The sequence below is a fragment of the Streptomyces violaceusniger Tu 4113 genome, from assembly GCF_000147815.2.
Taxonomy (GTDB): Bacteria; Actinomycetota; Actinomycetes; order Streptomycetales; family Streptomycetaceae; genus Streptomyces; species Streptomyces violaceusniger_A.
The window spans coordinates 4,842,347-4,854,634 of record NC_015957.1; the positions used below are offsets into that span (position 1 = coordinate 4,842,347).

Here is a 12,288-nt window from a genome sequence, read left to right on the forward strand (position 1 = left end):
TCCCGTTGAGTCGATGCTCCGGAACATATCCAGAAGGTTGGTTACCAGCTGGATACCAAGACCGGAGACAGGAGACCCTCGATGACGCAACGGCCACCGCTGCCCCCCGACTTGTTCGACGAGCTGTGCCCGTCCTCGATGCTGCCTTTCCGCTTCGGTGACAAATGGGCACCCATGGTCCTCCGCTGCCTGGAGGACGGCCCGCGCAGATACTCCGAACTCCGCGTGCCACTGGGCCGCGTCACCCCGAAGGCCCTCACCCAGTCGCTCCGCGGCTTGGAGCGGAACGGGTTCGTGTCACGCACGGTGCACGCCGACCCGAAACTGCGGGTGGAGTACGCGCTGACACCGTTGGGCCGCAGCTTGCTGGAGCCGCTGGCCACCGCGTGCCGATGGGCGGCCGAGCACTGGGACGAACTGCTCGACGCCCGCGATGGCGGCGAGGGCGGCATCTCCTCCATCGGCTGACTCGAACCTGCGTTGGCGCGTGCCGCACCGGACGAGCCGCACCTCTGCGTTGACTCGGGGAATCGCCAACAGCGGTGTCCGCGGCCCAGCCGTAGCCGCCGCCCGCAGTGAAGATGTCGGAGGTCTCGGTGAAGCCGGCTCAGCTGCTGAACGACCGCGTTCGGGGAGACCAAGGCGGTCGACGACCTGGAGCTGTCGGTCCGGGCGGGCGAGGTCTTCGGGCTGCTCGGACCCAACGGAGCGGGCAAGACCACCGCGATCCGCTGCATCACCACACTGCTGCCGGTCCCCGCCCGGATGGTGCGGGTGTTCGGGCACGACGCGGCGAAGGAGCGGATGGCGGTCCGCCGGCTGCTGGGCTACGTACCGCAGCAGCTGTCGGCCCGATGCCGGGCTCACCGGCCGGGAGAACGTGGCATGCAGCAGCGGGTGCTGAGCGACGACGAGCCGCAGCCGTCCGCCGCGAAGCGCCTGAGTGTTGCCCGGCTTTCCGGGAACCGGCCACGGCCGGCGCAGCTCGCGGTGGCTCCCACGACCTTCGTCGGACGAGCCGATGAGTCCGCGGCGCTCCGTTCCCTGTTGTGCTCCCCGGTGTCGGACCCGGGCGGCGCCGCGATCGTGGCCCTTACCGGCGGGTCCGGCGTCGGCAAGAGCGCACTGGCCCGGCACCTGGCCCATGGCTTGCGCGACACATTCGAGGACGGTCAGCTCTTCGCCGAACTGCGGGGTGCCGACGAGCAGCCGGCCTCTGCCGCCGACGTACTGGCCGGGTTCCTGACGGATCTGGGACTGCCCCGGTCGGCCGTTCCGCAGGGCCTGGCCGAACGGGCGTACCTGTACCGGTCGTTGATCGCTGGCCGCAAGATGCTCGTCGTTCTCGACGATGCCCTCGACGCCGCCCAGGTCCGCGGCCTGATCCCGGGGAGCGGCGGCAGTCGGCTGATCATCACCAGCCGTAACCATCGGGCGGATCTGGAGGGGGCGTGCGCCTTCACGCTGAACCCGCTCCCTGAGCGCGCGTCGCTGGAACTGCTGGGCGGCGTCGTCGGTCATCAGCGCGTGCGGGATGAGCCATGCGCGGCCCGGCGGATCGCCTCCGTCTGCGCCGGGCTGCCGCTGGCGATCCGCATAGCCGGCGCGCGCTGTCTGGCCCGGGAGCAGTGGTCGCTCGACGACATGGCCGAACGACTCACCTCGTCCGGTCGATTATTGGACGAGTTGCGTGTCGGCGATCTCACCGTACGCGCTGGTCTGCGCTCCGAGTACGCTGCTCTGCGCGCCCAGTCCACCCACCTCGACCCAGCGGCGGGGCCGGTCCCCCACGCCCCCCTTCCGTGCTCTGGGCCTGCTGGATACCGCCGAGGTCACCCCCGAGCCGGTGGCGGTCATGCTGAATTGCCGGGTCCACCAGGCGCAGGACACCCTGGAACGGCTGGTCGACGCCCGGCTGCTGACCTCCCCGAGCCCCGGCCGCTACCACCTCAACGACCTGGTGCGGGCGCTGGCCCGGGAGGTGGCCGAGGAGTCACCGGTCGGCCCCGCAGCCCTGCGCCCGACTGCTGCCCTGGTACGGTCGCTGCGAGAAGATCAACCCCGATCCGCGGCACGGCACCCGGCCGCCGTTGCCGCGAAGCGGCTCCCCGCTCCCCGCCTTCGCCGGTTATGAGTCCGCCGCGCGCCGGCCGGCCCGGCAGCGCGATGGGGTGACTCCGGCTCCATCGCGAGGGTTCTGAAGCGCTTTGGACCCGTTGCCCGACGGCCGAGATACGACGCGCTGCGCCCACATCCGGACTGTCAAGATGAGCGAATGATCTACCCAGCCGATATGGACCGGTCGACTGCGGATCAGACAACGCTGCTACTGATCGAAGACGACCGGGAAACCGCAGACATGCTGGACGCGGCCATCTCCCCGCACGCAGTCACACATCCGTGTGAGCGAGTGCTCCGGTTGGCGGAAGTCGCAGGTCGGAGCACTCATTCGGCGGTGGTCGGGCGCGACCCCGACCGGATTCCAGGTGGCAGGCTTCCCGGGGCGTGGCCCGTACCACGCTCCCATCGGGAAGGCGGTACCGGATGCGTGGCCTCGAAGTCGTCGTGGTGGTGCTCGCGGCGGTACTGACCATGACGTGGCTGGCTCGCCGCCTGCGCTGGAACGAGCCGGTCATGCTGGTGGCGGGCGGCTGCCTGATCGGCCTGATCCCCGACTTCCGCGGGCCGGCCCTGCCGCCCGAGGTGGTCCTGCTGCTGTTCCTGCCCCCACTGCTCTACTGGGAGTCGCTGACCACCTCCCTCCGTGAGATCCGGACGAACGTGCGCGGCATTGTGCTGCTCGCGACCGGTCTGGTGCTGGCCACCGCCGCCGCCGTGGCCTCGGTGGGGCACGCGCTGGGCCTTTCCTGGCCACTCGCCTTTGTCCTCGGTGCCGTCGTCGCCCCCACGGACGCCATCGCCGTGGCGACGGTCGCCCGTGGGCTGCCCCGCCGGATCCGGACCATCCTCCGGGCGGAGAGCCTGATCAACGACGGCACCGCACTCACCCTCTACGCCGTGGTGATCGGCGTCGCCGTAAAGGGGCTGTCCGTCACCTGGACGGACACCGCCGTGCGATTCCTGCTCGCCTACGCGGGCGGTGCCGCGATCGGTTGCGGATGCGCCGCCGTCGTCGTGGCCCTGCGCAGGCGGTTGCGTGACCGCAGTGTGGAGAACGCCTTGGGCGTACTCACCCCGTTCGCCACCTATCTGCCCGCACAAGTGCTGGGCGTCTCCGGCGTTCTGGCGGTGGTCACCTGCGGTCTCATCCTCAGCCAGGCGGGTCCCAAGGTGATCAGCGCGGGCTCCAGAGTGCAGATCATCTCGTTCTGGGAGGTGAGCACCTCCCTCCTCAACAGCGCCCTCTTCGTCCTGGTCGGCGTCCAGACGCCCGCCATCGTCAGCGGGATCGGCTCCGTCTCCCCGGGACACGCGGTCATCACCGCCTCGCTGGTCAGCGGCGTAGTGATCGCCACCCGACTGCTGTGGCTGTACTCGGTGCCCTACCTCATCCGCGTCATCGACCGCCGCCCGGTCCAGCGCACGCTGCGCTACGGCGCCCGGCAGAGGTTCCCGGTCGCCTGGAGCGGGGTGCGCGGTGCCGTCTCGCTCGCGGCCGCACTCGCCGTCCCGACCGCCACCGCGACGGGGCAGCCGCTCGCGGGACACGGCCTGCTGGTCTTCACCGCCGTAACCGTCATCCTGGTCACGCTGGTCCTCCAGGGGACGACGATGCCCGCGGTGATCCGCTGGTCGGGACTGCACGGCGATCCCGACGAGACCGCCGAGGAACGCCGCGCCCATCGCCAGATCATCGCCGCCGCGCTGGAGGCCCTTCCCGACCACGCCAGGCGTCTGAAAACGCCGCCGGAGACCGCCGACGCCATCCTGAGCGAACTGCGCCAGTACGCCGCCGAAAAGGCGGGACCACCGGATACCGAGGACACCGGTGTACGGGCCGGGCTCGAACTGCGCCGCGCCCTGATCGGCGTCGAACGCAGCGCCCTGATCCGCCTGCGGGACCAGCGCAGCATCGACGACATCGTTCTGCGCCGGCTGCAGTCGCTGCTGGACACCGAGGAGATCAGGATCGAGCTGGCCCTGCGTGCCTTCACCGGTCGGCCGCCGTAGCCGCCGGCGGCCGGACGGATCGCCCGGTGCGGCAGCGGCTTGTCACACCGCCACGTTGCCGACGACTTCCGGGATCTCGAACAGGTTGCCGGTGTCACCGGTGTGCAGGAAGGCCACGTTGCTGCCCGGTTCGACTTCGAAGCCGTAGGGGTGGGCGCCGCCGGTCGGCACGATCACGTCCCCGGGTGTCAGGGTCGCGAGGCAGGCGTGGCGCTCCTCTTGGCCGAGGTGCCCGAGGCACCGCTCGAATCCGCCGATCCTGATACCCGTGCATCCGACCGGCTGGTCCCCTGTGGCCCCGTCACCGCAGTGGTTCCCATCCGGCGCAGTGATATCCATGGGGGCCATCCCACCAGCGAGCGGGGGCCGTTCGCAGTCGTTTCACGGGTGTCCGTGCGGTCGGCGGAGGAGGGGGACAGGAGTGAATCCCGGCCCCCCTCGCCCCCGTTACTCCTTGTCCGCTCCGGCTGCCGGGCGGGGACCGCCGAAGCCGTGCGCGGAGAGGTCGAACCAGTTGCCCTCCGGGTCCATGGCCCGATACTCGGCGAAGGGACGGTTGGTGAAGCGCTCGGCGGGCTCGTCGGCGCCCGCGGCGACCAGAGCCGCGGATATCTCGGATGTGTCGGCGACATGGAATCCGAAGTGGTTCATGCCCACGGGGGTGTCGCCGTCGAGCTGATGCTTGATCAGGGCGAGGCTGAGATAGCCGTCGGAGAGGAAGCAACTGCCATCGGGGTCCCGGTGGAAGAGCTCCATGCCGAAGATGTCGCTGTAGAACTCGGCCAGCTTCTCGGGGTCACGGGCGACGATGGCCAGATGCCGCAGTTTGGGCCTGTCCGAGGTGGGCGCGTCAGACATGGGCGATTCCTTCGGTTCTCGGCAGCCGGGGGAGTGGCCGGTCGGTCGTGGTCATCGGCGTCACACCGCCACCACGGCGTTGGTCCGTATCCGCAGGGGCAGTTCAGCGCACGGCTGGTGAGGGTTCTCGGGCGAGGGCGGCGCCCAGGCGGCGAGGGCGTGGTACATGACATCGCCGCGACGTTCCAGGTAGCAGATGAGGTTGACGGGCCAGCCGGTGTTGCCGAAGACGTGCTGATCCATCGGGGTGGGGCGCTCGCTGAGGATGAGTTTCCGCTCCTCCGGCGGGCCTATGCGATGCCAGTCGGGGTGCATGTGCACGGACCCCAGGATCTCCAGACCGTCGGCCTCGGCCTCGCGCGAGGCCTTGAGCAGGTCGTGGGAGTCGATCCACCAGCCGCGTGTCTCGTTCTCGTACGCCGGGCCGAAGAGTGGCACGATCGACTCGGTGAACTCACGGCGCGCGGCCGGGTCGGTGGTACGGGCATTGCGGCCGAACGCGACGCGCTCGACCGTGAATGTCGCATGGTTCGCCGAACCCACGAGGAGAGCGAAGCACGGCAGTGGTGTTTCGGAGGTGATGCGTTGGTATTCACCGACGGCCACCTCGAGGAATTCATCAAGCGCCTGATCCTCTATCAGGACCGTACAACCTTCAGCTAAATGCGTCGCGCGCATGTCAACCACCTCTTGGCGTGGATGTCGAATGCGGTGGGGGAGCGGAGCCGTCGTACTGTATCCGGGTATTCTTGAAGTCTCAAACGGCATCCGTACCTTCAGCCCTGCCTCAGGCATCCGGTCCTGACCGGCCCCGGGGATGGCCGCACGTCACACCGCTACCGGCTGCACGACCGAGCCGCTCACCTCGCCACTCACCGCATCCACCGCAGTGCGGAACCGCGCTCCACGCCAACCCTGTCCCGTGGCTCAGCCGTTTTGGGCGACCAGGGTGTAGCGCACGGTCTGGGCCTGGATGAGGCCGTCGCGGAAGACGAAGGTGTCGACTCCGTCCTCCACTCGTGCGTGGCCGGTGGTGGCCGACCATTCGAGAAAGAGAACGTCATCCGCGAACTGAGGCTTCAGGTCCCATGCGGCGTTTGGCAGATCGCCGAGCAGGGTGCCGATGCCCTGCTTCACTCCCTCGCGTCCCCGCAGCACGCCGGAGGGGGTGACAAAGACCGCATCCTCGGCGTAGTTGGCGCTGATCCTGTCCAGGTCTCCCGAGCCGAGCGCTCGGCCGTGGTCGTGGAAGATCTGTTCGGGTGTCCGGGTCATCGCTGCAACCATTCCGTTCTCGGGTATGCGCGCTCCCTGTCGGTGGGAACGCGCGCCGCCCACTGGGCGTGACTCCGGAGAAAATAATTGCATACGCGGTTCATTGCAAGCGCCGCCTATTGTGGAGTCTCGACGCCTGACGCCCGGACGCCGGTCACGGCTTCCCCTCGCGCTCTTCCCCTGCTGCGCCAGGGGACTCCGGGTTTCGCCTCCTCTCAGAGGGGCCGCGGGGGTGCACGGTACGCTTCAGATCATGTCAACACTCCGGCTCTCGACGACGTCGTACGTGGTTCTCGGGATGATCGCGATGCGTGGCCCGTCCACCCCCTACGACCTCAAGCGTGCGATCGGCCGGTCTGTGGGCTACTTCTGGAACTTCCCGCACGCTCAGCTGTATGCGGAGCCCAAGAGGCTGCAAGAGGCAGGGCTCCTGGACGTGCATGAGGAGGACACCGGGCGGCGGCGCAAGATCTACACGATGACCGAGGCGGGCGACGCCGCGCTGAGGGTCTGGCTGGCCGAACCGGTCAAGGAGCACTTCGAGCTGCGTGACATCGCGGAGATCAAGCTGTTCTTCAACGAGTTGGCGGAGCCGGACGACGTGGCGCGCCTCGCCCGGGACCAGATCGAGCAGCATGAGCGGCGCATCGCGGAGTACGAGGAGATGCGGCTCCGTTACGGCGGGATCGAAGAGGTCTCCAGCCGTATGGTCACCCTCGAGCTCGGCCTCGGCATGGAATACGCCGCGCGTGACTTCTGGCGCGGTGTCCAGGCGCGTGTCGAGCGCGGTGAGTTCTCGTCCGTGAAAGGGCGGCCGATGGCCCGGTAGGGCCATCGCACGCTGACGCGCCGGCCACTCTCGCCGGGCGTCGCGGCCTCCGTGCGCATCATTACTCGGCGTCCGGCCGCAGGTTGCTACCCGCTGGGCGCCTGCGTCCCTCGCGCGTGCGGCGCGTGACGCCGTCACCCAGACCCCGATGCGCCGTGACCGCCGCTTCCAGTGCGGGCAACGCACCGCGAAATGCCCCCGAAGGCTGGGTCGGCCGGCTCCGCGCCGCATTCTCAGGCACGTGTCCAGGAGGGCGGGGTGCGCGGTCGTCGTCCGGACCGTTGACACGTCCCTCAGGTCGGCGTAGCTTCCAACTCCAACCTCCAATAGTCTGAATAATACGGTACGCATGGCACCGTGTGGTTCGCAGCTTCTGTCGAGCGCTGGTGGGCGCGTGTGGAACGGAGAGGACCGCGATGGACCTGAGCACGGTTCTGCGCTGGACGGCCGAGCGCTATCCGCATCGCCGGGCGGTCGGCGGCAGGACCCCGATGACGTACAGAGAGTGGGACGCCCACACCAATCAGCTGGCACGGGCGATGGCCGAGCTCGGTGTCCGTCCGGGCGAACGGGTGGTGCTCCTGAGCACCGGAGGCGAGCCGCTGGCCAGCCTCCATCTGGCGGCGCAGAAGCTGGGTGCCGCCTCCGTACCCCTGTCCTTCCGCTTCGGCGCTTCGGAACTCGCCTACTGCATATCCGACGCGGAGCCGGCACTGGTGATCGCGGACGACTCCACCTCGGCCGTCGCACAGGAGGCACTCGGCGCCATCGAGGCGGTGCCGTGGATCCACTCGGGAGATCCGGCCGAGGCGACGATCGAACGCCTGGCGCGCACCCAGCCGGACGGACCGCTCGACGTCCAGGTGTCCGAGCAGGACATCAGCGTCATGCTCTACACCTCGGGGACCACGGGCAGGCCCAAGGGTGTGCCACGCACGCACAGCGCCGAGCACCACGCCTCGGTCGCCCACCTGCTGCAGAGCGGGCAGTCACTCTTCGACACAACGCTCGGGGTGATGCCGCTGTTTCACACCATGGGGCTGCGTACGCTCATCTCCACCGTCGTCGCCGCGGGCACTTGGGTTCCCCAGACGAAGTTCGACGCCGAGGAGATGCTCGGCCTCATCGCCGACGAGGAGATCAGTTCGCTCTTCCTGGTGCCCACGATCTACTGGTCGCTGTTGCGCACCGGCCGCCTGGAGCAAGCCACATCCGTACGCAAGCTGGCCTACGCCGGCGCTGCGATGACTCCGAGGCTGGTGGAGCGGTTGGTGGACACGCTGCGGCCGGAGTCCTTCGTCAACCACTTCGGCAGCACCGAGATCTACACCTTCACCATCGGGGCCGACGTCATCGTGAAGCCGGGATGTGCGGGCCGGGCCGGGGTCTTCTCCCAGGTCCGCCTGGTGGAGCCGGTCCCGGACGCCTCGCCCGATGCCGAGGTGGCACCGGGCGAGCAGGGGCAGATCGCCGTCTCCATGCGGAACCCGGATGCCTTCGCCGGCTACTGGCGCCGGCCCGACGCGAACGCCAAGTCGATTCGCGGTGGCTGGTACTTCCCCGGTGACCTCGCGGTCGCCGACGAGGACGGCGACCTGTGGGTCACCGGACGCGTCGATGACATGATCAACTCTGGCGGCGAGAACATCTATCCGGACGAGATCGAGGACAAGCTGATCGGCTGTCCGGTGATCAGCGAAGTCGTCGTCGTCGGGCTCCCCGACGACCGCTGGGGACAGGCCGCCACCGCCTTCTTCGTCCCCGAGAGCGGGACGACCCCCGACCACGCGCTCGCGGAGTTCCACTCCTATGTGCGCGAGGGTTCCGGACTGCCGTCCCTCAAACGCCCCAAGCGGCTCATCGCCGTCGAAGAAATCCCGAAGTCGGGCACCGGCAAGATCCTCCGCCGCCGGCTGAGCTCCGGCGACTACCACTCGCTGGCCGACAGCGACACCGCGACAGACAGGTGAACCACGTGACCGCGACCATGGGACGGCCGGGGCCGCCGACCGCACGGATCGAGGACCCCGCGCTGCTCACCGGCCGAGGCCGCTTCCTCGACGATCTCGACCCGCTGCCGGGCACATTGACCGCCGCGGTCGTCCGGAGCCCGCACCCTCACGCCCGCATCCGCGGCGTGAATCTCGAACGGGCGCGGCGGCACCCCGGTGTGGCCGCCGTGATCGGTCCCGATGAGGTCACCGCGACATTGCGGCCGTTCCCGCTCTCCGTCAAGACGCCCATGCCGTACTACCCGACGGGTACCGACAAAGTCCGGTTCGTCGGTGAACCGGTCGCCGTGGTGGTTGCCAAGGACCGCTACCTCGCGGAGGACGCCGCCGAACTCGTGGAGATCGACTACGACCCGCTGCCCCCGGTGGTCGACGTCGAAAGGGCGCTCCTGCCCGACTCCCCGCGACTGCACGAGGGCGCCGACAGCAATGTGGCGACTGACCGAACCTTCGAATTCGGTGATGTGGACGGCTGCTTCGCCACAGCCCATCACGTGGTGAAGGGCAAGTACACCTTCCCGCGGTACTCCTCGACCCCGATGGAGTGCTACGCGGTCATCGCCCAATGGCAGGACGAGGCCGACGGACCGGCCGTTCAGGCGTGGGCGAATTTTCACGGCCCGTTCTCCATGGTCCCGGTGCTGGCGGGGGCGCTGGGCGTACCCGCCTCCCGCGTCCGGCTGATGATCCCGTCCGACAACGGCGGCAGCTTCGGCATCAAGGCCGGCATCTACCCCTACGTGGCTCTGATGGCGCTGGCCAGCAAGCACGCCGGCCGCCCGGTGCGCTGGACCGAGGACCGCATCGAGCATATGCTCGCCAGCTCCGCCGGATCCGACCGCGTGATGTGGTTCGAAGCGGCGGTCTCCGCCGACGGCAAGGTGCGGGCGCTCAGCGCGGACCTGGTGGACAACGTCGGCGCGTATCTCCGCCCGCCGGAGCCCAGCACGCTGTACCGCTGTTTCGGCAACATCACCGGCGCGTACACGATCGACGCCGTGCGGATCCGCTCCCGCGCGGTCGTGACCAACAAGACACCCACCGGACTCAACCGCGGATTCGGCGGTCAGCAGCTGTATTTCGGCCTGGAACGGCTGATGGACAAGATCGCCGGGGTCTGCGGTCTGGACCCGGTAGAACTGCGGCAGCGCAACTTCGTCGGCAGTGAGGCATTCCCGTACACCACTCCGACCGGCGGTATCTACGACTCGGGCGACTACCAGCGCGCCATGGACATGCTGCTGAAGAACGCCGACTACCAGGCGCTGCGGGAACACCAGCGCGCGGCGCGTGAGCGCGGCGAATACTACGGCATCGGCGTCGCCACCATCGTCGATCCGTCGGCGACCAACATCGGCTATGTGAGTCTGGCCACCCCGGCCGAGCAGCGCACGGCGGGGCGCGGCAAGTCCGGCTCCACCGAGCATGTGCGCGTCAGCGTGGACCTCAACGGCATCGTGTCCGTCCTGCTGGGCACCGTGCCACAGGGACAGGGCCACGCCACGGTCGCACAGGCCGTGGTCGCCGGACAGCTCGGGCTGCCGCTGGATCAGGTCCGTCCGGTGGTCGAGATGGACACCGCCACCACCCCCTGGACAGTGACCTCCGGCAGCTATTCGTCGCGGTTCGCCCCCTTGCTGACCAGCGCGCTGGTCGAAGCCAGTGAAAAACTGGCAGAGACCGTCAAGGTCGCCGGCGCCACCTTGCTGGACGTCCGTCCGGACGAGGTGGAACTCGCCGACGGCCAGGTCCGGGTCCGGGACGAGCCCGAGCGGGCTGCGCCGTTCCGGCACGCGGCCGGGCTGGTCCACTGGGACCCCGGCGCACTGCCCGAGGGCACCACCGCGCGGCTGTACGAGGAGGCCGCCTTCACGCCCCCTCAGTCGAAGGCCGCAAGCAGAAGCGATCAGATCAACTCGAGCCTGTGCTACGGATTCGTCGCCGAGCTCGTCACCGTACGCATCGACGCCGAGACCCGGCAGCTCCGGCTCGACCAGGTGGTGACCGTTCACGACCCGGGCACCATCCTCAACCACACGCTCCTCGAGGGCCAGATCCACGGCGCGCTCGCACACGCCATAGGCGGCTCGATGTTCGAGGAGATGCGCTACACCGATGCCGGACAACCGACCGCGACGTTCATGGACTATCTCTGTCCCACCACGGCGGAGACGCGGTACGCACTCAACAGCGACCACCTGGAGACGCCCTCCCCGCTCACCCGCCTCGGTGCGAAGGGGTGCGGCGAGGGCAGCAGTATGAGCCTTCCCGCCGCGATCGCGGGCGCGGTCGCCGACGCGCTCGCTCCGGCGGGTGTGGACATCACCACCCTCCCCCTCCACGGCAACGTACTCAACGAGCTGCTCAACGGCAGTGACAGCGAAAGGGACCTGTGACATGGCACTGACCGGAGGCCAGATCAGGCTGGACCGCGGCCACGACGGACGTGTCGCCTACCTGACCCTCGATCACGGCAAGTACAACATCGTCACCATGGAGACCCGCCAGGTGATGGCCGACCGCTTCGCCGAAATCGACGCGGACCAGGACATCCAGGCCGTGGTCATCCGGGCCGAGGGCGAACACTTCACCTCGGGTGGCGACATCCCCGGCTTCATGGAGGTGGAGCCTGCCGACCTCACCGACCTGGGCCAGAACATCACGGCTCCGTCCCGCAGCCCGAAGCCGGTCATCACCGCGGTCGACGGCTACTGCTTCGGCGTCGGCTTCGAGCTCGCGCTGTCCACGGACATCCGTATCGCCACCGAGCGCAGCCAATTCGCCCTTCCGGAGATGCGCCTGGGCATGATCCCCGGCTCCGGCGGCACCCAGCGCCTCGCCCGGCTCATCGGTCTCTCCCGCGCCAAGTACCACGTCATGACCGCTACTCGCATCACGGCGAGGCAGGCCGGTGACTGGGGGCTGGTGTCGGCCGTGGTGGACGATCGCGCGGCGCTGGACGCGGAGGTCGAGCGGGTGCTGAAGACCATGCTGGGCTACTCGCCACTGGCCCTGCGCACCGCCAAGGAGGTCCTCGACAAGGGAATCGACGCACCGCTCCACTCCGGGATCGAGCTGGAGCGCAAGGCGTACGCGATGCTGCGATCGAGCCACGACTTCGCCGAGGGCGTCGCCGCGTTCGGCGAGAAGCGCGCCCCGAAGTTCCAGGGCCGGTGATCTGAT

The 12,288-nt window shown here is 68.9% G+C and carries 11 protein-coding genes and 1 pseudogene; 8 read left to right on the forward strand and 4 right to left on the reverse strand.

Annotated elements, in window-relative coordinates; genetic code table 11:
- Nucleotides 1-81 precede the first annotated feature (81 nt).
- From STRVI_RS19960 to STRVI_RS19970, 4 genes and pseudogenes are all read left to right on the forward strand, one after another.
- Complete coding sequence (locus STRVI_RS19960; RefSeq protein WP_014057487.1) at nt 82-468, forward strand: winged helix-turn-helix transcriptional regulator; 387 nt, start codon at nt 82-84, stop codon at nt 466-468.
- A gap of 192 nt (nt 469-660) precedes the next feature.
- Nucleotides 661-1,602, forward strand: a pseudogene (locus tag STRVI_RS55975) (ATP-binding cassette domain-containing protein); the annotation flags it as partial.
- Nucleotides 1,603-1,690: 88 nt separating this feature from the next.
- A complete protein-coding gene (locus tag STRVI_RS52740; RefSeq protein WP_050993695.1) occupies nt 1,691-2,134 on the forward strand; it encodes a hypothetical protein in 444 nt (147 codons plus the stop codon).
- 410 nt (nt 2,135-2,544) lie between these two features.
- A complete protein-coding gene (locus tag STRVI_RS19970; protein WP_014057488.1) occupies nt 2,545-4,131 on the forward strand; it encodes a Na+/H+ antiporter in 1,587 nt (528 codons plus the stop codon).
- A gap of 42 nt (nt 4,132-4,173) precedes the next feature.
- Here STRVI_RS19970 and STRVI_RS19975 read toward each other — a convergent pair whose 3' ends face one another.
- The 4 genes from STRVI_RS19975 to STRVI_RS19990 all read right to left on the reverse strand — a co-directional run bounded on the left by STRVI_RS19975 (nt 4,174) and on the right by STRVI_RS19990 (nt 6,264).
- A complete protein-coding gene (locus STRVI_RS19975) occupies nt 4,174-4,470 on the reverse strand; it encodes a hypothetical protein (protein WP_014057489.1) in 297 nt (98 codons plus the stop codon).
- Nucleotides 4,471-4,578: 108 nt separating this feature from the next.
- On the reverse strand, nt 4,579-4,989 hold the full coding sequence (locus STRVI_RS19980; protein WP_014057490.1) for a VOC family protein: 411 nt from the start codon (nt 4,987-4,989) through the stop codon (nt 4,579-4,581).
- Between the two features lie 60 nt (nt 4,990-5,049).
- Complete coding sequence (locus STRVI_RS19985) at nt 5,050-5,532, reverse strand: hypothetical protein (protein WP_251982671.1); 483 nt, start codon at nt 5,530-5,532, stop codon at nt 5,050-5,052.
- A gap of 384 nt (nt 5,533-5,916) precedes the next feature.
- Nucleotides 5,917-6,264 carry a nuclear transport factor 2 family protein gene (locus tag STRVI_RS19990; RefSeq protein ID WP_043236161.1) on the reverse strand — a complete coding sequence of 116 codons (348 nt, stop codon included), beginning with the start codon at nt 6,262-6,264 and terminating at the stop codon, nt 5,917-5,919.
- A gap of 253 nt (nt 6,265-6,517) precedes the next feature.
- Here STRVI_RS19990 and STRVI_RS19995 point away from each other — a divergent pair, with 253 nt between their 5' ends.
- The 4 genes from STRVI_RS19995 (at nt 6,518) to STRVI_RS20010 (ending at nt 12,282) form a co-directional block, all read left to right on the forward strand.
- Nucleotides 6,518-7,093, forward strand: coding sequence for a PadR family transcriptional regulator (locus tag STRVI_RS19995; RefSeq protein WP_043236162.1), 576 nt, complete (start codon nt 6,518-6,520; stop codon nt 7,091-7,093).
- A gap of 416 nt (nt 7,094-7,509) precedes the next feature.
- Nucleotides 7,510-9,063, forward strand: a complete 1,554-nt coding sequence (locus tag STRVI_RS20000) for a class I adenylate-forming enzyme family protein (RefSeq protein WP_014057494.1) — start codon at nt 7,510-7,512, stop codon at nt 9,061-9,063.
- A gap of 5 nt (nt 9,064-9,068) precedes the next feature.
- Entirely contained in the window at nt 9,069-11,501 is a 2,433-nt protein-coding gene (locus STRVI_RS20005) for a xanthine dehydrogenase family protein molybdopterin-binding subunit (protein ID WP_014057495.1), read from the forward strand.
- 1 nt (nt 11,502) lies between these two features.
- Nucleotides 11,503-12,282: an enoyl-CoA hydratase/isomerase family protein gene (locus STRVI_RS20010; protein ID WP_014057496.1), complete on the forward strand. Its 780-nt coding sequence runs from the start codon at nt 11,503-11,505 to the stop codon at nt 12,280-12,282.
- The last annotated feature ends 6 nt before the right edge of the window (nt 12,283-12,288 follow it).